Origin of the sequence: Bradyrhizobium sediminis, assembly GCF_018736085.1 — a bacterium.
GTDB classification, from domain to species: domain Bacteria; phylum Pseudomonadota; class Alphaproteobacteria; order Rhizobiales; family Xanthobacteraceae; genus Bradyrhizobium; species Bradyrhizobium sediminis.
Map to the genome: position 1 here is coordinate 26,306 of NZ_CP076134.1, position 26,474 is coordinate 52,779.

The 26,474-nt window shown below is 64.6% G+C and carries 25 protein-coding genes; 23 read left to right on the forward strand and 2 right to left on the reverse strand.

The genetic code is table 11. The features are described from left to right. Window positions 1–29 precede the first annotated feature (29 nt). The 14 genes from KMZ29_RS00115 to trmB all read left to right on the forward strand — a co-directional run bounded on the left by KMZ29_RS00115 (window position 30) and on the right by trmB (window position 12,662). The gene (locus tag KMZ29_RS00115; protein WP_215604157.1) at window positions 30–524 is read left to right on the forward strand and encodes a universal stress protein; all 495 of its coding nucleotides are present in this window, start codon (window positions 30–32) and stop codon (window positions 522–524) included. A gap of 240 nt (window positions 525–764) precedes the next feature. Beyond that, window positions 765–1,334: a NifU family protein gene (locus tag KMZ29_RS00120; protein ID WP_215621949.1), complete on the forward strand. Its 570-nt coding sequence runs from the start codon at window positions 765–767 to the stop codon at window positions 1,332–1,334. Between the two features lie 115 nt (window positions 1,335–1,449). Beyond that, window positions 1,450–2,148 (forward strand): tRNA (adenosine(37)-N6)-threonylcarbamoyltransferase complex dimerization subunit type 1 TsaB, encoded by a 699-nt coding sequence (gene tsaB, locus KMZ29_RS00125; protein WP_215621950.1) that lies wholly within the window; start codon window positions 1,450–1,452, stop codon window positions 2,146–2,148. 8 nt (window positions 2,149–2,156) lie between these two features. Then, on the forward strand, window positions 2,157–2,642 hold the full coding sequence (rimI, locus tag KMZ29_RS00130; RefSeq protein WP_215624073.1) for a ribosomal protein S18-alanine N-acetyltransferase: 486 nt from the start codon (window positions 2,157–2,159) through the stop codon (window positions 2,640–2,642). Window positions 2,643–2,771: 129 nt separating this feature from the next. Continuing rightward, window positions 2,772–3,221 carry a Fur family transcriptional regulator gene (locus tag KMZ29_RS00135; protein ID WP_215604160.1) on the forward strand — a complete coding sequence of 150 codons (450 nt, stop codon included), beginning with the start codon at window positions 2,772–2,774 and terminating at the stop codon, window positions 3,219–3,221. A gap of 54 nt (window positions 3,222–3,275) precedes the next feature. Next, on the forward strand, window positions 3,276–3,980 hold the full coding sequence (locus tag KMZ29_RS00140) for an HAD family hydrolase (protein WP_215621951.1): 705 nt from the start codon (window positions 3,276–3,278) through the stop codon (window positions 3,978–3,980). Window positions 3,981–4,177: 197 nt separating this feature from the next. Next, a complete protein-coding gene (gene miaB / locus KMZ29_RS00145) occupies window positions 4,178–5,593 on the forward strand; it encodes a tRNA (N6-isopentenyl adenosine(37)-C2)-methylthiotransferase MiaB (protein ID WP_215621952.1) in 1,416 nt (471 codons plus the stop codon). A 4-nt stretch (window positions 5,594–5,597) separates the two neighbouring features. Then, on the forward strand, window positions 5,598–6,653 hold the full coding sequence (locus KMZ29_RS00150; RefSeq protein ID WP_215621953.1) for a PhoH family protein: 1,056 nt from the start codon (window positions 5,598–5,600) through the stop codon (window positions 6,651–6,653). A gap of 65 nt (window positions 6,654–6,718) precedes the next feature. Then, on the forward strand, window positions 6,719–7,246 hold the full coding sequence (gene ybeY, locus KMZ29_RS00155) for an rRNA maturation RNase YbeY (RefSeq protein WP_215624074.1): 528 nt from the start codon (window positions 6,719–6,721) through the stop codon (window positions 7,244–7,246). 1 nt (window position 7,247) lies between these two features. Further along, the gene (locus KMZ29_RS00160) at window positions 7,248–8,363 is read left to right on the forward strand and encodes a hemolysin family protein (protein WP_249779798.1); all 1,116 of its coding nucleotides are present in this window, start codon (window positions 7,248–7,250) and stop codon (window positions 8,361–8,363) included. Next, entirely contained in the window at window positions 8,360–9,973 is a 1,614-nt protein-coding gene (lnt, locus tag KMZ29_RS00165) for an apolipoprotein N-acyltransferase (protein WP_215621955.1), read from the forward strand. Before KMZ29_RS00160 ends, lnt begins: the two co-directional genes overlap by 4 nt. A 245-nt stretch (window positions 9,974–10,218) precedes the next feature. After that, complete coding sequence (locus tag KMZ29_RS00170; protein WP_215613949.1) at window positions 10,219–10,635, forward strand: helix-turn-helix domain-containing protein; 417 nt, start codon at window positions 10,219–10,221, stop codon at window positions 10,633–10,635. 156 nt (window positions 10,636–10,791) lie between these two features. Then, window positions 10,792–11,922 carry a M20 family metallopeptidase gene (locus KMZ29_RS00175; RefSeq protein WP_215621956.1) on the forward strand — a complete coding sequence of 377 codons (1,131 nt, stop codon included), beginning with the start codon at window positions 10,792–10,794 and terminating at the stop codon, window positions 11,920–11,922. After that, window positions 11,919–12,662, forward strand: coding sequence for a tRNA (guanosine(46)-N7)-methyltransferase TrmB (gene trmB, locus KMZ29_RS00180; RefSeq protein ID WP_215621957.1), 744 nt, complete (start codon window positions 11,919–11,921; stop codon window positions 12,660–12,662). The genes KMZ29_RS00175 and trmB overlap by 4 nt, the downstream gene beginning before the upstream one ends. A gap of 136 nt (window positions 12,663–12,798) precedes the next feature. Here the strand turns inward: trmB and KMZ29_RS00185 are convergent, their stop codons facing one another. Further along, complete coding sequence (locus KMZ29_RS00185; protein WP_215621958.1) at window positions 12,799–13,647, reverse strand: phytanoyl-CoA dioxygenase family protein; 849 nt, start codon at window positions 13,645–13,647, stop codon at window positions 12,799–12,801. A gap of 184 nt (window positions 13,648–13,831) precedes the next feature. Further along, complete coding sequence (locus KMZ29_RS00190; RefSeq protein ID WP_215621959.1) at window positions 13,832–14,914, reverse strand: DUF2336 domain-containing protein; 1,083 nt, start codon at window positions 14,912–14,914, stop codon at window positions 13,832–13,834. A 341-nt stretch (window positions 14,915–15,255) separates the two neighbouring features. Between KMZ29_RS00190 and rimP the strand changes: the two genes are divergently transcribed. The 9 genes from rimP to KMZ29_RS00235 all read left to right on the forward strand — a co-directional run bounded on the left by rimP (window position 15,256) and on the right by KMZ29_RS00235 (window position 26,453). Continuing rightward, window positions 15,256–16,017, forward strand: coding sequence for a ribosome maturation factor RimP (rimP, locus tag KMZ29_RS00195; protein WP_215621960.1), 762 nt, complete (start codon window positions 15,256–15,258; stop codon window positions 16,015–16,017). Between the two features lie 3 nt (window positions 16,018–16,020). Continuing rightward, window positions 16,021–17,634, forward strand: coding sequence for a transcription termination factor NusA (gene nusA, locus KMZ29_RS00200; RefSeq protein WP_215621961.1), 1,614 nt, complete (start codon window positions 16,021–16,023; stop codon window positions 17,632–17,634). A 75-nt stretch (window positions 17,635–17,709) separates the two neighbouring features. Beyond that, window positions 17,710–18,435, forward strand: coding sequence for an RNA-binding protein (locus KMZ29_RS00205; protein WP_215624075.1), 726 nt, complete (start codon window positions 17,710–17,712; stop codon window positions 18,433–18,435). A gap of 18 nt (window positions 18,436–18,453) precedes the next feature. Continuing rightward, window positions 18,454–21,057 (forward strand): translation initiation factor IF-2, encoded by a 2,604-nt coding sequence (gene infB, locus KMZ29_RS00210; RefSeq protein WP_215621962.1) that lies wholly within the window; start codon window positions 18,454–18,456, stop codon window positions 21,055–21,057. A 185-nt stretch (window positions 21,058–21,242) separates the two neighbouring features. Further along, window positions 21,243–21,665 (forward strand): 30S ribosome-binding factor RbfA, encoded by a 423-nt coding sequence (gene rbfA, locus KMZ29_RS00215; RefSeq protein WP_215624076.1) that lies wholly within the window; start codon window positions 21,243–21,245, stop codon window positions 21,663–21,665. Between the two features lie 4 nt (window positions 21,666–21,669). Continuing rightward, window positions 21,670–22,761, forward strand: coding sequence for a tRNA pseudouridine(55) synthase TruB (gene truB, locus KMZ29_RS00220; RefSeq protein ID WP_215621963.1), 1,092 nt, complete (start codon window positions 21,670–21,672; stop codon window positions 22,759–22,761). 2 nt (window positions 22,762–22,763) lie between these two features. Next, on the forward strand, window positions 22,764–23,033 hold the full coding sequence (rpsO, locus tag KMZ29_RS00225) for a 30S ribosomal protein S15 (protein WP_079540211.1): 270 nt from the start codon (window positions 22,764–22,766) through the stop codon (window positions 23,031–23,033). Between the two features lie 322 nt (window positions 23,034–23,355). Then, window positions 23,356–25,500 carry a polyribonucleotide nucleotidyltransferase gene (gene pnp, locus KMZ29_RS00230; RefSeq protein WP_215621964.1) on the forward strand — a complete coding sequence of 715 codons (2,145 nt, stop codon included), beginning with the start codon at window positions 23,356–23,358 and terminating at the stop codon, window positions 25,498–25,500. Window positions 25,501–25,718: 218 nt separating this feature from the next. After that, window positions 25,719–26,453, forward strand: a complete 735-nt coding sequence (locus KMZ29_RS00235) for a superoxide dismutase (RefSeq protein WP_215621965.1) — start codon at window positions 25,719–25,721, stop codon at window positions 26,451–26,453. Window positions 26,454–26,474: the final 21 nt, after the last annotated feature.

A 26,474-nucleotide genomic window follows, 5' to 3' on the forward strand; every position in this document is an offset into this window, starting at 1 on the left:
CGCCGGTTTGGCGCAGCATCGGGACATGCATGACCACCCAGCGACGAAGCTACGAGACGGGTCACAAGCCGAAATGTCTGGTTATCGTTGACGACACCGCGGAATGGGACCGCGCGGTCTACTATGCCAGCCGCTGGGCGATACGCGTCGGCGGCGGCGTGGTGATGCTGCGCGTGATCGAGACCGAGGACCAGAACCAGCAATGGCTGGGGGTCGCCGATATCATGCGCGCCGAGGCCCAGGACGACGCCAATGCCGCGCTCGATCGCGCCGCCGGACGCGCCAATGGCATCGCCGCGATCACGCCCGAGCGCGTGATCCGCGAGGGCGACCCGACCGACCAGATCCTCGACGTGATCGACAAGGACGTCGATATCTCGATGCTGGTGCTGGCCGCCAATCCCGGCCCGGAAGGCCCCGGCCCGATCATCACCACGATGGCCAAGACGGTCGGCTCGTTCCCGATTCCCGTCGTGATCGTGCCCGGCGACCTCAGCGACGCGGACATCGACGGGCTGTCGTAGCGATTGTCGTCCCCGCGAACGCGGGGACCCATACGCCGTACCCCCTCACTGGCCGACAGCGGCAGACAAGGCTTTGTCCGGCCTACGGAGAACAAAATGTTCCCTCCGGGATTATGGGTCCCCGCGTTCGCGGGGACGACGGGCATGGGTGCTATCCCGCCCCTTGACCGTGCGTTTGCGGGGGCCATCTGCTAAGGAAGCTTACGCGCCGGCCTTGAACCGGCGACGCCGGAGAAAACCATGTTCATTCAGACCGAAGCCACGCCCAATCCCGCCACCCTGAAATTCATTCCCGGCCGCGCCGTGCTCGATGGCGGCACCATGGAATTCACCAACCGCGACGCCGCCGCGCGCTCGCCGCTCGCCGAAAGGCTGTTCGGCGTCCCCGGCGTTACCAGCGTGTTCTACGGCTCCGACTTCGTCACCGTGACCAAGGCGGACGGCGACTGGCAGCACCTCAAGCCAGCGATCCTGGGCGCCATCATGGAGCACTACATGTCCGGCGCGCCGCTGCTGGCCGACGGCAGTGCAGGGAGCGACGAGGCCGCCGACGAGGAGGATGAGTTCTTCAACGAGGCCGACGCCGAGACGGTTGCGACCATCAAGGACCTGATCGAGACCCGGGTGCGCCCCGCGGTCGCCAATGACGGCGGCGACATCACCTTCCGCGGCTTCAGGGACGGCATCGTCTATCTCAACATGAAGGGCGCTTGCGCGGGCTGCCCGTCATCCACCGCGACGCTGCAGCACGGCATCCAGAACCTCCTGAAGCATTTCGTGCCCGACGTGGTCGAAGTCCGGCCGATGTGATCGGGACGCGAATGGCGAGTAGCGAATGGCGAGTAGCAACAGGCTGCCGGGCGAAGGACACAACTCCCGCTGACCTTTCATTCGCCATTCGTCACTCGCCATTCGCCCCCTTCCCATGCTGATCCTTGCCATCGACACCGCGCTGGACGCCTGCGCCGCCGGCGTGCTGGACACCGACGCCGGCAGGCTGATTGCGCAGGAATCGCAGGCGATGAAGCGCGGCCATGCCGAAGCCCTGATGCCGCTGATCGGGCGCGTCATGACGGCATCCGGCATCGGCTTTGCGGCGCTCGACCGGATCGCGGCAACCACCGGTCCGGGCAGCTTTACCGGCTTGCGGGTCGGGCTGTCCGCCGCGCGCGGCATTGCGCTCGCCGCCAACAAGCCGGTGGTCGGGCTGACCACGCTGACGGCCTATGCCGCGCCCGTGGTTGCCCAGAACGGCGAGCATCCGGTGATCTCGGCGATCGATGCGCGGCACGACCACGTGTATTTTCAGGTCGTGAGCGGCGACGGCAGCTCGTTGATCCGGCCGCAGGTCGCCCCGATCGAGCAGGCGCTCAACGCGGCGCGATTCGGCGCGCCGCATCTGGTCGGCAATGCCGCCAAAATCCTCGCCGATCGCTGGCCGGCAGATGCACCGCCGCCTTTCAGGGTCGATGCGCAACCGGCGCCTGATATCGCCTGGGTGGCGTGGCTGGCGGCCGCCGTCAGTCCGGATACCGCACCGGCGCGGCCTTATTATCTGCGCGCGCCGGACGCCAAGCCTTCGACGAACCTGCTGCAGCGAGCCTCGCAGCCGCCGGCGTCATGATGAGTCAAATAAGCTCCTGGCTGTCCGATTGGTGGAGCGGCGGCACCGCGGTGGTCGAACCTGCGACCCAGCGCGACGCGGCCCGTCTGGCGCAATTGCACGGCGCTTCGTTTCACCGCGGCTGGGGCGAAGGTGAGTTCGAGGCGATGCTGACCGAGCGCAACACGCTGGTGCATCGCCTGAGACTCGGTCGCAAGATCATCGGCTTCGCGGTATCACGCCTGGCGGCGGACGAGGCCGAAATCCTGTCGATCGCCGTTGCCGCCGATCATCGCGGCCGCGGCCTGTCCCGGAACCTGCTGCTGACCCATCTCGGCCATCTCGCCGGCCGCGGCGTGCGCACGGTATTCCTCGAAGTTGAGGAAAATAATCAGCCGGCGCGGCGGCTCTACGAACGGGCCGGATTTGCCGTCGTGGGACGCCGGGAACGCTATTACCGGGAGGCCAACGGGCAACAATTGAACGCCCTTCTGATGCGCCGCGACTTGTCGTAACCCGCGCGGAGTGGCAGAAGGGGCCCATAAAGGGCGCATGATCTGATTGCCACCCGCTTGCACCCTCGGGGCAGGTCCGAGGGCATGGCTTATGGCGAATCATGCGGCTTTGCCGAAGGCAGGCTAGTCATGACCGCACTGAAACCCACCTCTGTACTCAAGGCCACCGGTATCGAAGCCCGCTGCGCCGCCACCGGAATGCGCATGACCGAACAGCGCCGCGTCATCGCGCGCGTGCTGGCGGAGGCTGCCGATCATCCCGATGTCGAGGAACTGTACCGCCGCTGCGTCGCAGTCGACGACAAGATCTCGATCTCGACGGTGTATCGCACCGTCAAGCTGTTCGAGGACGCGGGCATCATCGAGCGGCACGATTTCCGCGAGGGCCGCGCCCGCTACGAGCAGATGCGCGACAGCCATCACGACCACCTGATCAATCTGCGCGACGGCAAGGTGATCGAATTCACCTCCGAGGAGATCGAGAAGCTGCAGGCCGAAATCGCCCGCAAGCTCGGCTACAAGCTGGTCGATCACCGCCTTGAATTATATTGCGTCCCGCTGGACGACGAAAAATCCTGATCGCGTGGAAATCCTGAGCCATAGCGTTTTCAAGCGAAGTGGATACCGGTTCGCGTGAAGAAAACGCGTCACGACAAAGACCCGCTCGATCTCGTCATCTTCGACTGCGACGGCGTGCTGGTCGACAGCGAAGTCATTTCATGCCGCGCGCACGCGGAAAACTTGACGCGCCACGGTTATCCGATCACGGCAGAACAGGTGCTCGATCGTTTCCTCGGCCGCTCGATGCGTCAGGCAACTCTCGAAGTCGAAGCTGAGATGGGCCGCAGCCTGCCAGACGACTTCCACGCCCAAGTATATGCCGAGATTTTCCGACTGTTTGCGGCTTCGCTAGAAGCCACACCCCATATCGACGAGGCGCTGGCCGCGATTGCGCTACCCGTCTGTGTCGCATCGAGCGGCCCGCCGGAGAAAATCAGCGCCAGTCTTAACCGCGTCGGATTGTACAACCGGTTCGCACCGCACATTTTCTCCGCCGTGCAGGTACCCAATGGCAAGCCGGCGCCGGACCTGTTTCTGTTCGCGGCCGAACAGATGCAAACCACGCCGGCGCGATGCCTGGTGATCGAGGACAGCCTTCCCGGCATCGCTGGCGCGGTCGCCGCCGGGATGACCGTGCTGGGTTTCCACGGCGGCAGCCATTGCCGGCCCGGTTACGGTGACACGCTGCGCGCGGCCGGGGCCGTCACGACCTTTGACGATATGCGGCAATTGCCGGGGCTAATCGGGCAAATCGGAGCCCAGGTCGCCGTCATCTAAGTGCCGGATCCTGTCATTCCGGGATGGTGCGTTAGCACCAGACCTCAGGTGCGCAATTGCGCGCCGGGGAATCTCGAGATTCCGGGTTCGCGCTCCGCGCGCCCCGGAATGACGGTAAAAGCTGGATTTCCAGCGCTTTAGCCTATATCTGAGCCCTGCGCCGCAATGGCGCCACCTCAGCACATCAGTCAGGTTCCATGGGTCCGCCGCGCAAGCTGCATATCAAGTCATACGGTTGTCAGATGAACGTCTACGATGCGCAACGCATGGTGGATACGCTGGCGCCGGAAGGCTTTGTCGAGACCGCTGACGTGGATGACGCCGATCTGGTGATTCTCAACACCTGCCACATCCGCGAAAAGGCCTCCGAGAAGGTCTACTCCGAGCTCGGACGGCTGCGCGTCGTCAAGGATGAAGCCGCGCGCAATGGCCGCCAGATGAGCATCGCGGTGGCCGGCTGCGTCGCGCAGGCCGAGGGCGACGAGATCATTCGCCGCGCGCCTGCCGTCGATGTCGTGGTCGGCCCGCAGAGCTATCATCATCTGCCGCAGCTGCTGGCGCGGGCGAAGAGCCACGGCCGCGCGCTGGAAACCGAATTCCCGGTCGAGGACAAGTTCGGCTTTCTGCCGCCGCCGAAGCCCGATGCGATCCGCTCGCGCGGCATCTCGGCCTTCGTCACGGTGCAGGAAGGCTGCGACAAGTTCTGCACGTTTTGCGTCGTGCCCTATACGCGCGGCGCGGAAGTCTCGCGCCCGGTCGCCAGAATCGTCGATGACGTGCTCAGACTCGCCGACAATGGCGTGCGCGAAATCACCTTGATCGGCCAGAACGTCAATGCCTATCACGGCGAAGGGCCGGACGGCCGGACCTGGCCGCTCGGCGCGCTGCTGCGTCGCCTGGCTGAGATCCCGGGCATTGCGCGCCTGCGCTACTCCACCAGCCATCCCCGCGACGTCGACGACACCCTGATCGCGGCGCATCGCGATCTGCCCGGGCTGATGCCGTTCGTGCACCTTCCGGTCCAGTCCGGCTCCGACCGGATTCTGGCGGCCATGAACCGCAAGCACACCGCCGACGAGTACCGGGCCGTCATCGACCGGTTCCGCGCGATCCGGCAAGATATTGCATTTTCGTCGGATTTTATCGTGGGTTTCCCCACCGAGACTGAGGAAGATTTTTCGGCGACCCTCGCGCTGGTCCGGCAAATCGGATACGCTGGCGCTTATTCGTTCAAATATTCGCCGCGGCCCGGAACGCCGGCGGCGGACATGCGGGAGACGGTGTCAGCGGCAGAAATGGACCAGCGATTGGTGCGGCTCCAGGATTTGATCGACAGCCAGCAATCGGCCTTCAATGCGGCTGCGATTGGCAACACCGTCGATGTGCTGTTCGAACGCGCCGCCCGCAACCCCGGCCAGATCGTCGGCCGTACCGCCTATTTGCAGCCGGCGCATGTGATGGCGTCCCCCGACATCATCGGACAGGTGCTGCCGGTGACCATCGCCAGCCTCGAGCGCTACAGCCTGCTCGGCGAGCTCGCGGCCCCTGCTTCTTCTCGAACGGCCGATTTTTCTCGAATGACCGATTCTTCTCAACCGACAATGGGAGCCTGAACCCTTGCCAAAAAGCGCATCGGATTCGCCTTCACTCGCTCCCAGCCGCAAATTTGACCGCGACATGCAAATCCCGCCCGAGACGCAAGTCGTCATCGATTTCGACGACAACCGCGCGGCCTCCGCCCTGGTCGGGCCCTACGGACAGAACCTGGCGCTGGTCGAGCGGCGGCTCGGCGTCGTGGTCGATTCGCGTGGCAATCACATCACCATCGCCGGATCGCGCGACGGCTGCGACGCCGCGCGGCGCGTGCTGGAGACGCTGTATGCGCAGGCCACCCAAGGCCACGATCTGGCGCAGGGCGACGTCGAGGGCGCGATCCGCGCCGTGATCGCGCAGGGTTCGCTGTTCGAATTCGACGCCAAGACGGCAAAATCGGCGTTCGAGACCATCAACCTGCGCAAGCGTCCGGTGCGGGCGCGCACCGCCGCCCAGGATTCCTATATCCGCGCGCTCAAGCGCCACGAACTGGTGTTCGGCATCGGTCCCGCCGGCACCGGCAAGACCTGGCTCGCGGTGGCGCACGCTGCGCAATTGTTCGAGCGCAAGGAAGTCGATCGCATCATCCTGTCGCGCCCAGCGGTCGAGGCCGGCGAGCGGCTCGGCTTTCTGCCCGGCGACCTCCGGGAGAAGGTCGATCCCTACCTGCGGCCGATCTACGACGCGCTGTACGACCTGATGGATTCGCGGATCGTCGAGCGCGCGCTGCAGGCCGGCGAAATCGAGATCGCGCCGCTCGCCTTCATGCGCGGCCGCACGCTGACCAACGCCGCCATCATTCTCGACGAAGCCCAGAACACCACCTCGATGCAGATGAAGATGTTCCTGACGCGGCTCGGCGAAAACAGTCGCATGATCATCACCGGCGATCCCTCCCAGGTCGATCTGCCGAACGGCCAGACCTCGGGACTTGCGGAAGCCGCGAGACTGCTGGACGGCGTCGAGGGCATCGCGCAGGTGAAATTCACCGCCGAAGACGTGATCCGCCACGAACTGGTGGCGCGGATCGTCGCCGCCTATGAAGGATTGCCGCAGCGGCCGGCAGCCAGCAAGCAGTGATGCGAGAATTGACCGAGGACCGCGCGCCGGAAGCCAATTCCGGCCGCAACAGAAATTCCGGACCGATGCCGCCCATTGCGCTACCCATGACCGAGGTTCTCGTCGTCGCCGATTGCTGGCAGGCCGAGCCCGACGCCGAAGCCGTCGTCCATCGCGCCATCGCGGCGGCGGCCGAGACCGTCGATGCCGATACCGGCGACGCCGAACTCGCGGTCATGCTGACCGACGACGCCGGCATCCGCACGCTGAACAGCAACTGGCGCGGCATCGACAAGCCGACCAACGTGCTGTCGTTTCCGGCGCTGCAGCCGACCGGCGCAGGCGGCCCCGACGATGCGCCGCGCATGCTCGGCGACATCGCCATCGCCTACGAGACGACGCGCAAGGAAGCCGATGACGAACAAAAGCCGTTCGATCATCACCTCAGCCATCTGGCGGTCCATGGCTTCCTGCACCTGATCGGCTACGATCACGAGAAAGACGTCGACGCCGAGGCCATGGAAACGCTCGAGCAGCAGATCCTGGCGCAACTCGGCATTCCCAATCCGTATGCGGATCGCGATCCGGATGCGGACCGGGAGCGGATGGACTGAGATGCCGGACTCCGAACCGACCCAGGACAATACCAGAGACAATCCGCGCGACACGCGCAACTTGCCGGCGGTGGTGCAGGACGGCGAGGTGCTGCGTCCCGTTGCCGACAACTGGCTGATGCGGGCGATCCGCACGCTGTTCGGCTGGAAGCCGGGATCGGTCCGCGCCGACCTGCAGGTCGTGCTCGATGCAAGCACCCCGGACGAGGTGGGGTTTTCCGCCATCGAGCGCACCATGCTGCGCAACATCCTCGGCCTGCATGAGCGGCGCATCGCCGACGTGATGGTTCCTCGCGCCGACATCGTCGCGGTCAAGCGCGACATTCCGCTCGGCGAATTGATGGGCCTGTTCGAAAGCGCGGCGCATTCGCGGCTGGTGGTCTTCAACGAAACCCTCGACGATCCCGAAGGCATCGTTCACATCCGCGACCTCCTGGCGTACATGACCGCGAAAGCGCGGGTGCCCGACACCAGCAAGGCCAAGCGGAAGAAGCCGCCGCCGGCGGGGCTCGACCTGCGCGCGATCGATCTCGCGATGCCGCTGGCGGACGCCGGCATCATCCGCAAATTGCTGTTCGTGCCGCCGTCGATGCGGGCGATCGATCTGTTGGCGCAGATGCAGGCTTCGCGGATTCACCTGGCGCTGGTGGTGGACGAATATGGCGGAACCGACGGACTGGTCTCGATCGAGGATATCGTCGAGCAGATCGTCGGCGAGATCGACGACGAGCATGACAGCGACGAGCCGCCGGCCATCGTGCGGCAGGCGGACAATTCCTTCATCGCGGATGCGCGCGCCAGCCTCGACGATGTCCGCACCGTGATCGGCGAGGAATTCGTCACCGGCGAGGCCGGCGAGGAAGTCGAAACTCTGGGCGGCTATCTGGTGACCCATGTCGGCCGCCTGCCGGTGCGCGGCGAGGTGATTTCGGGCCCCGGCAATTTCGAAATCGAGGTGCTCGACGCCGATCCGAGGCGCGTCAAGCGGCTGCGCATTGCCACCCGCAAGGAACGTCCCGCGGCGCGCGCGACGCGCGAAAGCCGCCGCCGCGACGCGACGCCGGAGGCAGGTTCACCGCAGGCAAACGACAACGGCGATGGAGCCGGCTCGCAGTGAAGCCGACAGAAAAACTCCGCGCCGCCGGTCTTGCGATCATCCTGTCATGGGGCTGGAAGCGCGCCGCCATTGCGCTGGCCGCGGGCGCATTGTCGGCCCTGGCGATGGCGCCGTTCAATGCCTGGCCGGTGCTGTTCGTGACTTTTCCGGCCATGGTCTGGCTGATCGATGGCGCGGGCGCCGGACGCTGGCGCGGCGTGCCGGCGGCGGCCGTGGCCGGCTGGTGGTTCGGCCTCGGCTATTTCGTGCCGGGCCTGTACTGGATCGGCTATGCGTTCCTGGTCGATGCCCCCACCTTCGCCTGGCTGTTGCCCTTTGCCGTCCTCGGCCTGCCCGCTTATCTGGCGCTGTTCACCGCGCTGGGCTTCGCGCTGGCGCGCCTGATCTGGACCGCCGACGCTTCACGCGTGATCGCGCTCGCGGCAAGCCTGACGGCGAGCGAATGGCTGCGCGGCCATGCGCTGTCCGGCTTTCCGTGGAATGCGTTCGGCTATGCGCTGACCGAGCCGCTGGCGCTGGCGCAGACGGCCTCGCTGATCGGGCTATGGGGCCTGACGTTCCTGAGCGTTGCGATCTTCGCAAGCCCCGCCGTTCTGATCGATGGAGCTTCGGCCGGCCGGCGGCCGTGGATCGCGCCTGCGCTGGCGCTGTTGCTGCTGGTCGCAATGGGAATTTTCGGCGTCGCGCGCTTGTCGCTGCAGCCGACGGCTTTCGTCGCCAAGGTAAAGCTGCGAATCATGCAGCCCAACCTGCAGCAGGACGTCAAATTCAATTACGCCGCCAAGGCGGAGGTGATGCAGAAATACCTGGCGCTGTCCGACCGCGCCTCGGGGCCGCAATCCACCGGCGTGCGCGACGCCAGCATCCTGATCTGGCCGGAATCGGCGTTTCCGTTTTTCCTGACCCGCGAAGCCGATGCGATGGCGCAGATCGCCGGGCTCTTGCCCAAGGGCACGATCCTGATCACCGGTTCGGTGCGGGCGCCCGATTTGCCGCCCGGCGTCAGGATCACGCGGGCCTATAATTCGATCTACACCATCGATCACGACGGCAGCGTGCTGTCGGTCTACGACAAGCTGCATCTGGTGCCGTTCGGCGAATATCTGCCGTTCCAGGACTGGATGGAAAGACTCGGCTTCGTACAGCTCACCAGGGTTCAGGGCGGGTTCATTGCGGGCACGCGACGCCGTCCGATGGAGATACCGAACGCGCCGCGCATGCTACCTTTGATTTGCTATGAAGCTATATTTCCCGAAGACGTTGCGTCGCGCGAAGACCGTCCCGGCTGGATGGTCAACCTGACCAATGACGGCTGGTTCGGAATCTCGACCGGCCCCTATCAGCACCTGCAACAGGCTCGCATTCGCGCGATCGAACAGGGCTTGCCGATGGTACGTGCGGCAAACACCGGGATCTCGGCCGTCATCGATCCGTCGGGACGGGTCGTCGCACGGCTCGGTCTCGGCGTCGAAGGCGTGCTGGATTCCGCCCTGCCCGCCGCCATTGCGCCGACGATTTACGCGCGCATCGGCGATATTCCTGCCGCGATCCTGGTCGCCGCCGCCTTGCTTGTGGTGCTTCGGCGGCGCGTCGCCAAGCGAGCGTCCTGACGCCTGCATAACTTTGGTTGATTCGGTTGCCGGCAGATTGGTCAGGCGCTCGGAAATCCACAGTTGACAGATCGACTATGCAATTCGCATTCTGCGCCCGCCAATCGAGCCCGGACCCGATCAGTTCAATGCTCAAATTGTCTGCATTCGCGCCGACGCAGCTCGAGCAGGATTTGACCGTACTGTCGCCTGAGGCATAATTCGTTTGCCTCATCCTGCAGGCGCAATCCCAAGGAGTGTTGGACATGTCGACCAAAGCGCCCAACCCTGTTGACAAATATGTCGGCAGTCGTGTGCGCATGCGCCGTATCATGCTCGGCATGAGCCAAGAAAAGCTCGGCGAAGCATTGGGCCTGACGTTCCAGCAGGTTCAGAAATACGAGAAAGGCACCAACCGGGTCGGGGCCAGCCGCATTCAGCAGATCTCCGAGATCCTTCAGGTGCCGGTCTCGTTCCTGTTCGAGGGAGGCCCGAGCGGCATCGCGAGCGCCGGAGGTTTCGGAGAGGGCACCTCGCCGGCCTACATTTCCGATTTCCTGGCGACCTCGGAAGGCTTGGCACTGACCCGTGCGTTCACGCGGATCACCGATGCCAAGCTTCGGCGCAGCATCGTCGAACTGGTCGAACAGATCGCCACGCGCGAAGCACCCGACAAGCGCTGAGGCACGTCGTCATTCCGGGGCGCTCGTGAAGCGAGCGAACCCGGAATCCAGAGATGATGCGGCGCAGAGATTCCCCGATGTGCAATTGCACATCTGAGGTTCGCGCTAGCGCGCGCCCCGGAATGACGATAGTTGAATCCCTCCAAAGGGAACAAAATGCCGACCTCCGCCAATCCTTTCAATTCCAAAGCCATCCTCGACGGCATCCGCCGCTGGGTCGAAATCGAGACGCCGACGGAAGCACCCGAACAGGTGAACAAGCTCGCGACGCTGGTCGCAGAGGGCTATCGCGATTTGCCCGCCACCATCGAGCGCATCGCCGGACATTCCGGCTGCGGCGATCATGTCGTTGCGCGCTCGTCATGGGGCCAGGACGCGCCGGGAATCCTGGTGCTGAGCCATCTCGACACGGTCCATCCGATGGGATTCATCGAACGCCTGCCGTTCAGGATCGAGGGCGACAGCGCCTTCGGTCCCGGCATCTACGACATGAAGGGCGGCGCCTATCTGGCCTATCACGCGTTCAGGCAGCTTGCGGTGAGTGGCGAGCGTTCGCCGCTCGGCGTGACCCAGCTCTATGTCTCCGACGAAGAGATCGGCAGCCCGACTTCGCGCGCGCTGATCGAGGCCGAGGGACGCAAGGCAAAATACGTGCTGGTGACCGAGCCTGCCCGCGACGGCGGCAAGATCGTCACCGGGCGCAAGGGCGTCGGACGCTTCGATGTCTTCGTCAAGGGCGTCCCGGCCCATGCCGGCACACGGCCCGAGGACGGCCGCAGCGCGATCCGCGAACTCGCCAACGTCATTCAGACGCTGGAAGCCTTGAACGACTTGAAGCGCGGCGTGACCGTCAATGTCGGCGTCATCAGAGGCGGCACCAAGCCCAACGTCGTTGCGGAAGAGGCCTATGCCGAGGTTGACCTGCGCGTTCCCACCATGGCGGATGCCGACGATCTCGTTGCCAAGATCCTCAACCTGACATCGCGGACCGAAGGGGTGAGCGTCAAGGTGTCAGGCGAACTGAACCGTCCGCCCTACGAGAAGGGCAATGCCGGCGCCGCGCTCTACGAACATGCCAGGGAGCTCGCCGCGGAAATCGGCTTCGACCTGGTCGACACATTCACCGGCGGCGGCTCCGACGGCAATTTCACCGCGCCCCATACCGCGACGCTCGACGGCCTCGGCGTCGATGGCCAGGGCGCGCATACCCATTACGAGCAGATGTACATTTCATCGATCGAGCCACGAACCCGGTTGCTGCATCGGCTGTACCAGACGCTGCGATGAGTATCGCCCCCCGGGATCCGGTCGACCACGATCCGTCGCCCGACGATGGCGCCGACGCCCATTCGCCCCGATCGTTTTTCGGACGGCGCAAGGGTCACAAGCTCCGCATCCATCAGGCCGATCTGATCGAGCACTTGCTGCCGCGCCTTGCGCTCGACATCGCCGGTCCGAGCCCGCTTGGCCTCGCCGGGCTGTTCGATCCGCCGGCCGACGAGGTCAGGCTCGAAATCGGTTTCGGCGGCGGCGAGCATCTGATCGCGGAAGCCCGCGCCTTTCCTGGTACCGGCTTCATCGGCTGCGAGCCCTACGTCAACGGCATGGCAAAGATCCTGACGCAGATCGAGGCGCATAATGTCAGCAACATCCGGCTGTTCGCCGGCGATGCCGCCGAACTGGTGGCCTGGGCGCCACCGCGCTCGCTCGATCGAATCGATCTGATCCATCCCGATCCCTGGCCGAAGCGGCGGCACTGGAAGCGGCGCTTCGTGCAGGACGCAACCGTCGCCGCCATGGCGCGCGTGCTGAAGCCGGGCGGCGAATTCCGCTTTGTCAGCGATATTGCGGATTACTGCGCCTGGACGCTGGCACACCTTGCGCGCTCGACCGATTTCATCTGGACCGCGGGGAAGGCCTCCGACTGGCGGCTGCCGTGGCCCGGTTACACCATGACGCGCTACGGCGTTAAGGCCGAGCGCGAAGGCCGCCAGGCAGCGTATTTGAGATTTCGAAGGATCGGCTGACTAACCAAGGTCATTCCGGGGCGCGCGTTAGCGCGAACCTCAGATGTGCAATTGCACATCGGGGAATCTCGAGATGATTTGGGGAACGAGATTCCGGGTTCGATGCTCCGCATCGCCCCGGAATGACGGGAAGAAACTACTGCTTCATCGCTTCGGCCATCCGCGCCTTGCGCACATCGGTTGCTTCCCACACCATGCGCTTGCCGCGCTCGCGGCCCAGCAGCTCGATCGGGTCGTGATTGTCGATGTGTCCGAACTGCCCCTTGTAGACGCTGTAGCCGCACAGTTCCTGCAAACGCCGCGGAAACCGCCGCGCGGTCTCATGGGGAATGCCGAGCTGGAGGTTTTCCTGCTGCCGCATCCAGCCCCAGCAATAGGCGCAGGAAAACGCAAAGCGCCTGCCATCGCTGGTGTTGGCGCCGCCGCCGTGCCAGAGCGCGCTGTCGAACAGCATCACGCTGCCGGCCGGCATGGTCGCGGTGACGGCGTCGTAGTCCTTGCCGTATTCCGGCGAGGAAGGAAATTTGTGGCTGCCGGGGATGATCCGCGTGGCGCCGTTGTTGCCGGTAAAGTCCGACAGCGCCCAGATCGCATTGAGCGTGATCGGGATGTGCGGCCGCGGCAGCGGAATCAACTGCGTGTCCTCGTGGATCGGCTGCGCCTCCTGACCGGGACCGAGCACCAGCGAGCAGAACGACGACAGCAGGCATTCCTTGTCGAGCACCCGTTCGACCACCGGCAGCACATTCTCGTGCAGCGGCACTTCCCAGAAGATGTCGTCATAGGTCAGCAGATTATTGATGCGGACGGTCTTGAATCCCTCGAACGACGTCTTGGCGGGGCCGAGATTGTGCTCGCGCTCGATGCGCTCCAGCGCCTGCTTCAGCCCCTCGACCAGCGAGGGAGCGGCGGCGCCTTCGATCACGGTGTATCCGTCGTCGCGGATCCTGTCGGCATGCAATTGAATGTCGGCTTCGGTCAGCATTTCGTTTTCCCCCGATGGCGCTGTGCCGCGCCTGTAACGGCAGCATAGCGCCCTGCTTTCGCGATTGGGAGGGGGTTGAAGCTCCTCCGTCATTGCGAGCGAAGCGAAGCAATCCACCGCCACACCAAGAATGAAGCTGGATTGCTTCGTCGCTTCGCTCCTCGCAATGACGAAGGTTAGACCATCACGCCGATTGGCGGGTCTGCCAGAACCTCACCACCCCTTCGGCGGTCGACGGCATCAGCCGCGCGAAATTCACGCGCGCGCCCTCGATGTCCGCCGGCGAGGCTACCCGGTTTTTGCCCAGCCGAAGCAGGATCAGGGCGCGCACGGTGGCCCATTCAAGACCGATGGTCTTGCCGACGATCAGGATCGGATCGTAGCGGTCGCCCGAAATCAGGCGGTCGAGGGTTGCGATCTTCACCGCCGCCATCGCCGACAGCGCGGCAACCGATTCCTCGTATTTGTGGTCCTTGGCAAAGCCGAGCAGCGCGGCTTCGTTCAGCTCGCCGGCGCCATGCAGCGCAAGGATTGTGCGCTGCGCCGGCGCGAAGTCGCGGTGGCTCTCGACCCGCTCGGTCATGCCGGAGATATCGCTCATCGCCTGCTTGATTTCGGCCCGGCGGTCGGGCCTCGCCACTTCGAGCAGGCGGCGGCGGATGACGTCGATCGACCCTGCCAGCAGATCCTTCAACTGCGGTTCCGAAAGGTCGGCGCGCTGGCCGACCGCGAGCGTCAGCACCGCGTCCTGGCCGGCGCGCTTGATCAGGCTGGAATATCCGTCATGCGAAAACAGCGCCCCGGCATTGCCGGCGGCGCGCCTGACGACCTCGCGATCGCCGCGCTGCACGATGACATCGGTGAGATCGGTCGAAAGCATCCGCCGCTCCGACATCGCCAGCAGATGGCCCTGGCCCTTGATGCGTGCGATTTCAACCAGCGCCTGCTCGTCGATGACCGGCGACCGGCGCAACAGCGGACCTGCGATCGAGATCTCGTCGTCGCGCGCGAGTTGTCCGACCAGCCCGCGTGGCGCATTGGCGAGAATCGACAGCCGTTCGGCCAGATCGACACGCACCGCGAGCCCGGTGTGCGGAACGAGACCGGTGAGGACGCCATCGAACAGCTCGACGTGGTCGGGCCGGAATTTCGCCGCCCCCTCCAGGAACAGATCCGCGATCCGCCGCGCGGCGTCGGCGCGGCGTTTGGGATCGCCATGTCTGACGATCTGATCAAGCCCGGGGATCAGCGATGTGGCGGCGTTCATCGAAAACACACTCAAAACCCGCCGGATTGGCGGGTTTTTCGGAGCCTAGGTGGGGTTCATGAAGGAAGGGTTAGATTCCGGACCCGGGCGAAAACGGGCTAGAATCGCTGGCTTCCCGGCCTCGCGGGCCTTGTGGGATCGCGGAAAAACCGCTATATCAGCCGCAACTTATGGTTCTCATACGATCGCGTATTGAGAGTGGGCCCCTTCCGGACCCGCTCTTTTTTATTACCTGAAGAAGCCTGACGCGGATGCCGCCGCCGGGCTCCCCTCGGGTAGCACCGCCGGACCGCTTGAATACCGGCTAACTCACTGCAAGTAAACAGATTTTGACCTTGGACATGACCGATCCGACTGCTGGTTCCGTGGATGCCGATCTGCTTGCCGAGCCGCGCCTCGTGGTCGAGCCGGGCGCGGCGGCACGGGTGTCGGCGGTGGCCGGCCCGGTGTTGCAGGGGATGGGCTACCGGCTGGTGCGGATCAAGATATCAGGGGAATCCGGCTGTACGGTCCAGATCATGGCGGAACGGCCCGACGGAACCATGCTGATCGAGGATTGCGAGGCGATTTCGCGGGCGCTGTCCCCGGTGCTGGATGTCGCCGACCCGATCGACCGGGCCTACCGGCTGGAGATTTCGTCGCCCGGCATCGACCGGCCGCTGGTGCGCCGCTCCGACTTCGAGCGCTATGCCGGTCATCTCGTCAAGATCGAGATGGCGGTCGCGCATGCCGGCCGCAAGCGGTTTCGCGGCACGCTCGAGGGCGTCGAGGGCGATGCGGTGCGGCTACATCGCGATGACATACGTGCGGACGAAGATGCCGAGATCTTGCTGGTCATGGAAGACATCGCCGACGCGCGGCTGGTGCTGACCGACGAACTGATCGCGGAATCGATGCGGCGCGGCAAGGCCGCGGAACGCGAGCTCAAGCAGAATCTCGGACTGGCGCCACCGCCGCCGCCGCACGCGAAGAAAAGCGACCCTGCGAAAAGCAACAAGCCGAAGCCGAAACCGAAGAAGCCCGTTCCGACGAATACCAAGAAACACCGCCTCGCCGCGCAAGGATTGCCCGGCGGCGAAATCGATCCCACTGAAGGAGACTGAGCCATGGCAGCTGTCAGCGCCAACAAACTCGAACTGCTGCAGATCGCAGACGCGGTTGCCCGCGAAAAGTCGATCGACCGCGGCATCGTGATCGCGGCGATGGAAGACGCCATCGCCAAGGCGGCGCGGGCCCGCTACGGCAGCGAGACCGACGTCCACGCCGAGATCGACGCCAAGAAGGGCGAGTTGCGGCTGTCGCGCCATATGCTGGTGGTCGACCAGGTCGAGAATTCGGCGAACCAGATCTCGCTGATAGACGCACAACGCGCCAATCCGGGCGCGCAGGTCGGCGACACCATCGCCGACACCCTGCCGCCGCTGGAATATGGCCGCATCGCCGCACAATCCGCCAAGCAGGTGATCGTGCAGAAGGTGCGCGAGGCCGAGCGCGACCGGCAGTATCAGGAATTCAAGGATCGCATCGGCGATATCGTCAACGGCATCGTCAAGCGCGTCGAATATGGCAGCGTCATCGTCGATCTCGGCCGCGGCGAAGCCATCATCCGCCGCGACGAAATGCTGCCGCGCGAGGTATTCCGCAACGGCGACCGCGTCCGCGCCTATATTTTCGACGTCCGCCGCGAAACCCGCGGACCGCAGATCTTCCTCTCCCGCACCCACCCGCAGTTCATGGCGAAGCTGTTCGCGCAGGAAGTGCCGGAAATCTATGACGGCATCGTCGAGATCAAGGCGGTGGCCCGCGATCCCGGCTCGCGCGCGAAAATCGGGGTGATTTCGCGGGATTCCTCCGTCGATCCGGTCGGCGCCTGCGTCGGCATGCGCGGCTCGCGCGTGCAGGCCGTGGTCAATGAACTGCAGGGCGAAAAGATCGACATCATCCCGTGGTCGCCCGACATCGCGACCTTCGTCGTCAACGCGCTGGCGCCCGCCGAAGTCGCCAAGGTCGTGATCGACGAGGACCGCGAGCGGATCGAGGTCGTGGTGCCCGACACCAATAACCAGCTGTCGCTGGCGATCGGCCGGCGCGGACAGAACGTGCGTCTGGCCTCGCAGCTGACCGGCTGGGACATCGACATCCTGACCGAACAGGAAGAATCCGAGCGCCGCCAGGCCGATTTCGAGAACTCCACGCGCGTCTTCATGGAAGCCCTGAACGTCGACGAAGTGGTCGGCCAATTGCTGGCGTCCGAAGGTTTCACCTCGGTGGAGGAACTGGCGCTGGTCGACGTCAAGGAACTGGCCGGCATCGAAGGCTTCGACGACGAAACCGCCAACGAGCTGCAGAGCCGGGCCCGCGAATATCTGGAACAGCTCGAAGGCGAGCTCGAAAACAAACGTAAGGAACTTGGTGTGGAAGACGCTCTGAAGACGGTGCCCGGCGTGACATCGAAGATGCTGGTGAAGTTCGGCGAGAACGACATCAAGACCGTCGAGGACCTCGCCGGTTGCGCCACCGACGATCTGGTGGGCTGGACCGAACGCAAGGAAGGCGGCGAGCCGACCAAGCATCCGGGCATTCTCGATGCCAACGAAATCTCGCGCGACGATGCGGAGAACATGATCATGCAGGCGCGCGTCATCGCCGGCTGGATCACCGAGGCCGATCTCGCCAAGAAGACCGACGAGACCGAAGCCACCGCAGACCAGCCGGTTTGACGCGCGTGTTCCGCAACAATGGACACCGGTTTTGCGCACCGAACACGCGCAGATGAACGGAGAGATGTCGCTCGCATGCTTGCTGTCGCTGACCCCGATCTCGACGACGGACCGCGGACCAACAGGTCCGCGACGACGCGGATGTGCGCGGTCAGCCGCGAGGTGCGGCCGATCGACGAACTGATCCGGTTCGTCGTCTCCCCCGAGGGCTGGGTGGTCCCGGATCTGAAGCGCAAGCTCCCCGGCCGGGGGCTTTGGGTTTCGGCTTCGCGTCAGACGGTTGCGGAAGCCGTCCGGCGTAACCATTTCAGCAAGGGCTTCAAGCGCGACGTCCGCGTTGCCCCGGCGCTCGCGGCCGATACCGAGGCCCTGCTGGTGCGCGGCGTGATCGAAGCGCTCGCCATGGCTGCCAAGGCCGGCCAGGTCGTTTCCGGCTTCGGCAAGGTTGAGGACGCCCTCAAATCGCGGCAGGCCACGGATTCGGTCAAAGCCCTGATCCATGCTTCGGACGGCGCGGCCGACGGAATCCGCAAATTGGACGCCGTCGCCAGGCAAAATGCCGGGATTAACGATGAATCGCACGAATTCCCGGTTGTCGCAGCGCTGACCTCCGAACAATTGGATTTGGCACTGGGCCGGTCAAATGTGATACATGCTGCGCTGCTCGCGGGCCCGGCGAGCAACACGTTCCTGTCGCGCAGCCAGACCCTGGTCCGATACCGGATGGCTGATGACGACAAGACAGCCGGCAATGCGGCCAAGAATTCGCCGAAACAGACCGTGCGGACACGCACGACTTAACAAGATTAGGACTGCTGAATGGTTGATACGAAAACGCCTGGCGACAAGACACTGAGTGTCCCGACCAAGACCTTGACGCTCAAGCCGCGCGTCGAGACGGGCACCGTGCGCCAGAGCTTCAGCCATGGCCGGACCAAACAGGTGGTGGTCGAGAAGCGCGGCAAGCGCCGGGTCGGTGGCGAAGCGACCGAAGCGCCGCATGCGCCGGAGCCGGCCGTGGCCAAGGCGGCGCCCGCCAAGCCCGCGCCGCTCGCCCGTCCCGCCGCCCCGCCGGCTCCGCCGCGCGGCGGTGGCGTGGTGCTGCGCACCCTGACCGAGGACGAGCGTTCCGCGCGCGCCAGCGCGCTGGCCGACGCCAAAGTCCGTGACATGGAAGAGCGGCGGCTGGCGGAAGAGGAAGCCAAGCGCCGTAACAGCAAGGAAGGCATCGAGCAGGCCGAGCGCGAAGCCGCCGAGGCCCGCCGCAAGGCCGAGGAAGAGCGTCACCGCCAGGAAGAAGAAGCCAAGCGCAAGGCCGAACTCGAGGCCAAGCGCCGCTTTGGCGAAGCCGAGGCCAAGACCGCGGCTGCCGCGGCCAAGACCGCCGCAGTGCCGCCCGCGCGCGCCCCCGGTGTCGCCGCCGACGCCACCGACGAGGATGAAGGTCCGCGCCAGATCCGTCGCGGCCCCGGCGGCGCCGTCCGCCCCGCCGCTGCGCCCAAGACCACCGCCAAGCCGGCGCCGCAGAAGCAGCGCGGCCGCCTGACGCTGGTCACCGCACTCAATGCCGACGACGTGCGCGAGCGTTCGATCGCCTCGTTCCGCCGCCGCACCCAGCGCCTGAAGGGCCATGCCTCGAACGAGCCGAAGGAAAAGCTCGTCCGCGAAGTGGTCATTCCGGAAGCCATCAACATCCAGGAACTCGCCAACCGCATGTCCGAACGCGCGGTCGACGTGATCCGGCTTCTGATGAAGCAGGGCGCGATGCACAAGATCACCGACGTGATCGACGCCGACACCGCGCAGCTGATCGCCGAGGAACTCGGCCACACCGTCAAGCGCGTGGCCGCCTCCGACGTCGAGGAAGGCCTGTTCGACATCGTCGACGATTCGACCGACACTGAGCCGCGTTCGCCTGTGGTGACCGTGATGGGCCACGTCGACCACGGCAAGACCTCGCTGCTCGACGCGCTTCGCCATGCCAATGTGGTTTCGGGCGAAGCCGGCGGCATCACCCAGCATATCGGCGCCTACCAGGTGACCTCGCCGGAAAGCGGCAAGAAGATCACCTTCATCGACACCCCGGGCCACGCCGCATTCACCGCGATGCGTGCGCGCGGCGCCAAGGTCACCGATATCGTGGTGCTGGTGGTCGCGGCCGACGACGGCGTCATGCCGCAGACCGTCGAGGCGATCAATCACGCCAAGGCGGCCAAGGTTCCGATGATCGTGGCGATCAACAAGATCGACAAGCCCGACGCCAAGCCGGAACGCGTCCGCACCGAGCTGCTGCAGCACGAGGTTCAGGTCGAATCGCTCGGCGGCGAAGTCGTCGATGTCGAGGTCTCCGCCAAGAACAAGACCAACCTCGACAAGCTCTTGGAAATGATCGCGCTGCAGGCCGAATTGCTCGACCTCAAGACCAATGCCGCGCGTCCCGCCGAAGGCACCGTGATCGAAGCCAAGCTCGACCGCGGCCGCGGTCCGGTCGCGACCGTGCTGGTGCAGCGCGGAACCCTGCGCGTGGGCGACATCATCGTCGCCGGCGCCGAGATGGGCCGCGTCCGCGCGCTGATCAACGATCAGGGCGACACTGTCGAGGAGGCAGGTCCGTCGGTGCCGGTCGAAGTGCTGGGCTTCAACGGGCCGCCGGAAGCGGGCGACCGCCTCGCCGTCGTCGAGAACGAAGCCCGCGCCCGTCAGATCACGAGCTACCGCGCGCATCAGAAGCGCGAGAACGCGGCTGCCTCGATTTCCGGCATGCGCGGCTCGCTCGAACAGATGATGTCGCAGCTCAAGACTTCGGGCCGCAAGGATTTTCCGCTCATCATCAAGGCCGACGTGCAGGGCTCGCTGGAAGCGATCCTCGGCTCGCTGGAGAAACTCGGCACCGATGAAGTCGCCGCCCGCATCCTGCATGCCGGCGTCGGCGGCATCTCGGAATCCGACGTGACGCTGGCGGAAGGCTTCAATGCCGCCATCATCGGCTTCAGCGTTCGCGCCAACAAGGAAGCGGCCGCCGCCGCCAAGCGCAACGGCATCGAGATCCGCTACTACAACATCATCTACGACCTCGTGGATGACGTGAAGAAGGCGATGTCCGGCCTGCTGGCGCCGACGCTGCGCGAAACCATGCTCGGCAATGCCCAGATCCTGGAAGTGTTCAACATCTCCAAGGTCGGCAAGGTCGCAGGTTGCCGCGTCACCGACGGCACCGTGGAACGCGGCGCCAATGTCCGCCTGATTCGCGACAACGTCGTCGTGCATGAAGGCAAGCTGTCGACCTTGAAGCGCTTCAAGGATGAAGTGAAGGAAGTGCAGTCCGGCCAGGAATGCGGCATGGCATTCGAGAATTACGGCGACATGCGTGTCGGCGACGTCATCGAGTGTTACCGCGTGGAAACCATCCAGCGCAGCCTGTAAGTCTGAACCTTACGGCTTCGTCAGAAGGATCATGAAGTAGTTCGACGTCCTGCCCGGCCAAAAGTGCGAAGCGCGTCTTCGCACTGGATGTGCCGGGCATCCACGTCTTCAGGAATTCAGCCGCAATAAGGACGTCAATGGCCGGGACAATCCCGGCCATGGCGAATCGTTTTCGAGAGACCGCAATGCCTCGTCACCGCCAGAAGAAAAGCTCCGCCTCCGGCGGCTCGCAGCGTCAGTTGCGCGTCGGCGAAGTGGTGCGTCACGCCGTTGCGGACATTCTTTCGCAGGGCAGCGTGCATGATCCGGACCTCGAAGGCCACATCGTCACCGTGCCCGAGGTGCGGATGTCGCCGGACCTCAAGCTCGCGACCATCTACGTGATGCCGCTCGGCGGACGCGACACCGAAATCGTGATCGCGGCGCTGGAGCGCAACAAGAAGTTCCTGCGCGGCGAGATCGCGCACCGCGTTAACTTAAAATTTGCGCCTGATCTTCGCTTCCGCGTTGACGAACGATTCGACGAAGCGGAACGAATAGAGAAATTACTGCGAACACCTGCGGTGCAAAGAGACCTCGCAGCCGATTCGCAAGACACGGAAGAGTGAGCTGATGATCGAGACCTCCGCCAACAGCGTGATCGAGCCGGGAATCGGCGATTCGGACGCGCCGGAAAAAAATATTTCTCCGGCTCCGCAGCGCGACGAGAATCGCCCGCGCTCGGGCAAACAGCCGCGCCAGAACAACCGGCGCGACAAGCGCGACGTCCACGGCTGGGTGGTGCTCGACAAGCCGATCGGCATGACCTCGACGCAAGCGGTCGCGGTGGTAAAGCGGCTGTTCCAGGCCAAGCGCGCCGGCCACGCCGGCACGCTCGATCCGCTCGCCTCCGGCGGCCTGCCGATCGCGCTCGGGGAAGCCACCAAGACGGTTCCGTTCGTGATGGACGGCCGCAAGCGCTATCGATTTACCGTCGCCTGGGGCGAGGAACGCGACACCGACGATACCGAGGGCCGGGTGACCCAGACCAGCGATCTCAGGCCCTCCGCCGCGGCGATTCAGGACCTGCTGCCGCAGTTTACCGGCCTGATCGAGCAGATCCCGCCGCAATACTCCGCCATCAAGGTCCAGGGCGAGCGCGCCTATGACCTCGCCCGCGACGGCGAGACCGTCGAACTGAAGTCGCGGCCGGTCGAGATTCACCATTTAACCCTTGTAGAACAACCGGATAGCGCTCATTCGGTATTCGAGGCCGAATGCGGCAAGGGAACCTATGTGCGGGCGCTGGCCCGTGATATCGGCCGGATCCTCGGCTGTTACGGCCATATCTGCGCTCTGCGGCGGACCCTGGTCGGTCCGTTCGGCGAAACGGACATGATTCCGCTGGAACAGTTGGAGGCTTTGTGCGATAGAGCCGCGTCTGGCGAGGGCAGCCTCGCCGACGCGCTTTTGCCCGTTGAGACCGCGCTGGACGACATCCCGGCACTGGCCGTCACACGGGCTGATGCGGCAAGGCTCCACAGGGGCCAGGCCGTTTTGTTGCGCGGACGGGATGCGCCCAATTGTAGCGGCACAGTCTATGTCACGGTGGCAGGCCGGCTTCTGGCCCTCGCCGAAATTGGCAATGGCGAACTCATCCCCAAGCGCGTGTTCAACCTGACCGGACTGACTGCCAGTCCGGCTCGCAGCAATGAGAGAGTTTGACGATGTCGATTACCGCCGAACGCAAAGCGGAAGTCATCAAGACGAATGCCAACAAGGCCGGCGACACCGGCTCGCCCGAGGTTCAGGTCGCGATCCTGTCGGAACGCATCAATAACCTCACCGGGCACTTCAAGACCCACGTGAAGGACAACCATTCGCGGCGCGGCCTCTTGAAGCTCGTGTCGACGCGCCGTTCGCTTCTCGATTACATCAAGAAGAAGGACGAGGCGCGTTACAAGGCGCTGCTCGAAAAGCACAACATTCGCCGCTGAGTACAGTTCACGCGCGCCTCTCGCGCGCGTTTTCACATGGTCCGGAAGAGCGCTGTTCCGGTTTTCCGATCAGATCATGTGCCTAAGCGCGCGGACCTTGAAATGTCCGCGCGGCGTGTCCAGTCGCAATCCGGCAGCTGGGCGATAACGGGTAAGACGCCCGTACCATCGGAAGGATGGACGCCATTCGAAACATGAAGACCATGGCAGGATCGCCGGGCGCTGGGGCCGCGAAGCTTTCGCGATCAGCGTCCCGCAATCTTGCGCATGGTCTTTTCGTTTCGGCGTCCGTGCTTTCGTGAAACCATGAAAGACGAATAAAATGTTCAATATTCATTCAGTCGAAATCGACTGGGGTGGCCGTCCCCTCAGGCTTGAAACCGGCAAGATCGCCCGTCAGGCCGACGGCGCCGTCGTCGCCACCTATGGCGAGACCGTCGTGCTCGCCACCGTCGTCGCTGCGAAGACGGCCCGAGAGGGTGTCGACTTCCTGCCGCTGACCGTCGATTACATCGAGAAGACCTACGCCGCGGGCCGCATTCCCGGCGGCTATTTCAAGCGCGAGGGCCGGCCGACCGAGAAGGAGACGCTGGTCTCCCGCCTGATCGATCGCCCGATCCGTCCTCTGTTCGTCGACGGCTGGCGCAACGAGACCCAGGTCATCGTCACCGTGCTCTCGCATGACATGGAGAACGATCCCGACATTCTGGCGCTGGTTGCCGCCTCCGCGGCGCTGACCATTTCCGGCGCGCCGTTCAAGGGTCCGATCGGCGCCGCCCGGGTCGGCTTCATCAACGACGAATACGTGCTCAACCCGACGCTCGACGAAATGGTCGAAACCCAGCTCGACCTCGTGGTCGCCGGCACCGCCGACGCCGTGCTGATGGTGGAATCGGAAGCCAAGGAACTCAACGAAGATATCATGCTCGGCGCCGTGATGTTTGGACACCGGCATTTCCAGCCGGTGGTCAACGCGATCATCGAGCTCGCCGAGAAGGCCGCCAAGGAGCCGCGCGACGTCAAGATCGTCGACGAGAGCGTGCTGGAGAAGGAAATCCTGGGGCTGATCGAAACCGATCTGCGCGCCGCCTACGCCATTCCGGTCAAGCAGGATCGCTACGCCGCGGTCGGCAAGGCCAAGGAAAAGGTGATGGCCCACTACTTCCCCGAAGGCCAGGAGCCGAAATACGACAAGCTGCGCATCGCCGGCGTGTTCAAGGAGCTCGAGGCCAAGATCGTTCGCTGGAACATCCTCGACACCGGCAAGCGCATCGACGGCCGCGATTCCAAGACCGTGCGCAACATCGTCGCCGAAGTCGGCGTGCTGCCCCGCGCCCACGGTTCGGCGCTGTTCACCCGCGGCGAAACCCAGGCGATGGTGGTGACCACGCTCGGCACCGGCGAGGACGAGCAGTACATCGACTCGTTGTCAGGGACCTACAAGGAGCAGTTCCTGCTGCACTACAACTTCCCTCCCTACTCGGTCGGTGAAACCGGGCGCATGGGCGGCACCAAGCGGCGTGAAATCGGCCACGGCAAGCTTGCCTGGCGCGCGATCCACCCCGTGCTGCCGCCGCATCACGAATTCCCCTACACGGTGCGCGTGGTCTCGGAAATCACCGAGTCGAACGGATCGTCGTCGATGGCGTCGGTCTGCGGCGCCTCGCTGTCGCTGATGGATGCCGGCGTTCCCCTGAAGCGGCCGACGGCGGGCATCGCCATGGGTCTCATTCTGGAAGGCTCGCGCTTCGCCGTGCTGTCCGACATCCTCGGTGACGAGGATCATCTCGGCGACATGGACTTCAAGGTGGCCGGCACCGAAGCGGGCATCACCTCGCTGCAGATGGACATCAAGATCGCCGGCATCACCGAGGAGATCATGAGGGTCGCGCTCGGCCAGGCCAGGGACGGACGCATCCACATCCTCGGCGAAATGTCGAAGGCCCTGACCGCTGCGCGCGCCGAACTCGGCGAGTACGCACCGCGCATCGAGACCTTCAAGATCCCGACCGACAAGATCCGTGAAGTGATCGGCACCGGCGGCAAGGTGATCCGCGAGATCGTCGAGAAGACCGGCGCCAAGGTCAACATCGACGACGACGGCACCGTAAAGGTCGCTTCCGCCGACGGCGAATCGATCAAGGCCGCGATCAAGTGGATCAAGTCGATCGCCTCCGATCCGGAGATCGGCCAGATCTATGACGGCACCGTGGTCAAGGTGATGGAGTTCGGCGCGTTCGTGAACTTCTTCGGCGCCAAGGACGGCCTCGTCCACATCAGCCAGCTCGCAGCCAGCCGCGTGCAGAAGACCTCCGACGTCGTCAAGGAAGGCGACAAGGTCAAGGTCAAGCTGCTCGGCTTCGACGACCGCGGCAAGACGCGTCTGTCGATGAAGGCGGTCGATCAGGTGACCGGCGAGGACCTCGAGGCCAAGCAGAAGGCTGAGGGCGTCAGCGCCGCCGAGTAGGATCGGATCATCCATTGCGAGTAACGAAGGGGCGGCTTTTCAGCCGCCCTTTTTGTTTGCCGCGCGGGATGCGGCCATGCGCGTTTACGCCGCAGCGCCCCGGCCGGCAAAAATGAAACCAGGACCGGTTTGAATTCGCATTTAAGTTTCGGGCCGGTGCCGCTACGATCCATCCGAATCGAAAGATGCAAGGCTCGTCACACGCCAGGGAGGTTTTCATGCCGTCATTATCGCGCCGTCGTTTTTTCAGTGCGGCCGCGGGCGCGGCCGCCGTCGCGGCCATGCCGCGCCTGGTATTCGCGCAAGCCGCAGCACCCGCCGCGGCCGGACCTTTCACGGTTCCGCCGCTCGGCTATGCCTTCAATGCATTCGAACCCCACATCGACGCCAGGACCATGGAAATCCACCATGACCGGCATCATGCCGCCTATGTCGGCAACCTCAACAATCTCGCCAAGGCCAATCCGCAGCTCGGCACCCGCGCCATTACCGACGTGCTCGGCAACCTGAACGCCCTGAACGACGACATCAAATTCGCTGTTCGTAACAACCTCGGCGGCCACGCCAACCACACCATGTTCTGGGAGATCATGGGACCGAATGGCGGCAAGCCGGAGGGCGAGGTGCTGGCCGCGATCGATAAGGACCTCGGCGGCCTGGAAAAATTCCAGAACGACTTCAACGCCGCGGGCGGACGCCAGTTCGGCTCGGGCTGGGTGTTCGTGACCGTCACCAAGGACGGCAAGCTCGCGATCGAGACCCGTCCGAACCAGGACAGCCCGATCATGGACGGCAGGCGCGTCCTGATGGGCAACGACGTCTGGGAGCACGCCTATTATCTCAACTACCAGAACCGCCGCGCCGATTACCTCAAGGCGTGGTGGAACACGGTGAACTGGAGCAAGATCGCCGAGCGCTACGCCGCCGCGAAGGCCGGCACGCTGGGGGTGTGAGTGCCGCCTTCCTGAATGCAC

Coding starts and splice junctions, on each gene's coding strand:
- KMZ29_RS00115 (WP_215604157.1), top strand. CDS start 30: ATGACCACCCAGCGACGAAGCTACGAGACGGGTCACAAGCCGAAATGT.
- KMZ29_RS00120 (WP_215621949.1), top strand. CDS start 765: ATGTTCATTCAGACCGAAGCCACGCCCAATCCCGCCACCCTGAAATTC.
- tsaB (WP_215621950.1), top strand. CDS start 1,450: ATGCTGATCCTTGCCATCGACACCGCGCTGGACGCCTGCGCCGCCGGC.
- KMZ29_RS00135 (WP_215604160.1), top strand. CDS start 2,772: ATGACCGCACTGAAACCCACCTCTGTACTCAAGGCCACCGGTATCGAA.
- miaB (WP_215621952.1), top strand. CDS start 4,178: ATGGGTCCGCCGCGCAAGCTGCATATCAAGTCATACGGTTGTCAGATG.
- ybeY (WP_215624074.1), top strand. CDS start 6,719: ATGCCGCCCATTGCGCTACCCATGACCGAGGTTCTCGTCGTCGCCGAT.
- KMZ29_RS00160 (WP_249779798.1), top strand. CDS start 7,248: ATGCCGGACTCCGAACCGACCCAGGACAATACCAGAGACAATCCGCGC.
- KMZ29_RS00170 (WP_215613949.1), top strand. CDS start 10,219: ATGTCGACCAAAGCGCCCAACCCTGTTGACAAATATGTCGGCAGTCGT.
- KMZ29_RS00175 (WP_215621956.1), top strand. CDS start 10,792: ATGCCGACCTCCGCCAATCCTTTCAATTCCAAAGCCATCCTCGACGGC.
- trmB (WP_215621957.1), top strand. CDS start 11,919: ATGAGTATCGCCCCCCGGGATCCGGTCGACCACGATCCGTCGCCCGAC.
- KMZ29_RS00185 (WP_215621958.1), bottom strand. CDS start 13,647: ATGCTGACCGAAGCCGACATTCAATTGCATGCCGACAGGATCCGCGAC.
- KMZ29_RS00190 (WP_215621959.1), bottom strand. CDS start 14,914: ATGAACGCCGCCACATCGCTGATCCCCGGGCTTGATCAGATCGTCAGA.
- rimP (WP_215621960.1), top strand. CDS start 15,256: ATGACCGATCCGACTGCTGGTTCCGTGGATGCCGATCTGCTTGCCGAG.
- nusA (WP_215621961.1), top strand. CDS start 16,021: ATGGCAGCTGTCAGCGCCAACAAACTCGAACTGCTGCAGATCGCAGAC.
- KMZ29_RS00205 (WP_215624075.1), top strand. CDS start 17,710: ATGCTTGCTGTCGCTGACCCCGATCTCGACGACGGACCGCGGACCAAC.
- infB (WP_215621962.1), top strand. CDS start 18,454: ATGGTTGATACGAAAACGCCTGGCGACAAGACACTGAGTGTCCCGACC.
- rbfA (WP_215624076.1), top strand. CDS start 21,243: ATGCCTCGTCACCGCCAGAAGAAAAGCTCCGCCTCCGGCGGCTCGCAG.
- truB (WP_215621963.1), top strand. CDS start 21,670: ATGATCGAGACCTCCGCCAACAGCGTGATCGAGCCGGGAATCGGCGAT.
- rpsO (WP_079540211.1), top strand. CDS start 22,764: ATGTCGATTACCGCCGAACGCAAAGCGGAAGTCATCAAGACGAATGCC.
- pnp (WP_215621964.1), top strand. CDS start 23,356: ATGTTCAATATTCATTCAGTCGAAATCGACTGGGGTGGCCGTCCCCTC.
- KMZ29_RS00235 (WP_215621965.1), top strand. CDS start 25,719: ATGCCGTCATTATCGCGCCGTCGTTTTTTCAGTGCGGCCGCGGGCGCG.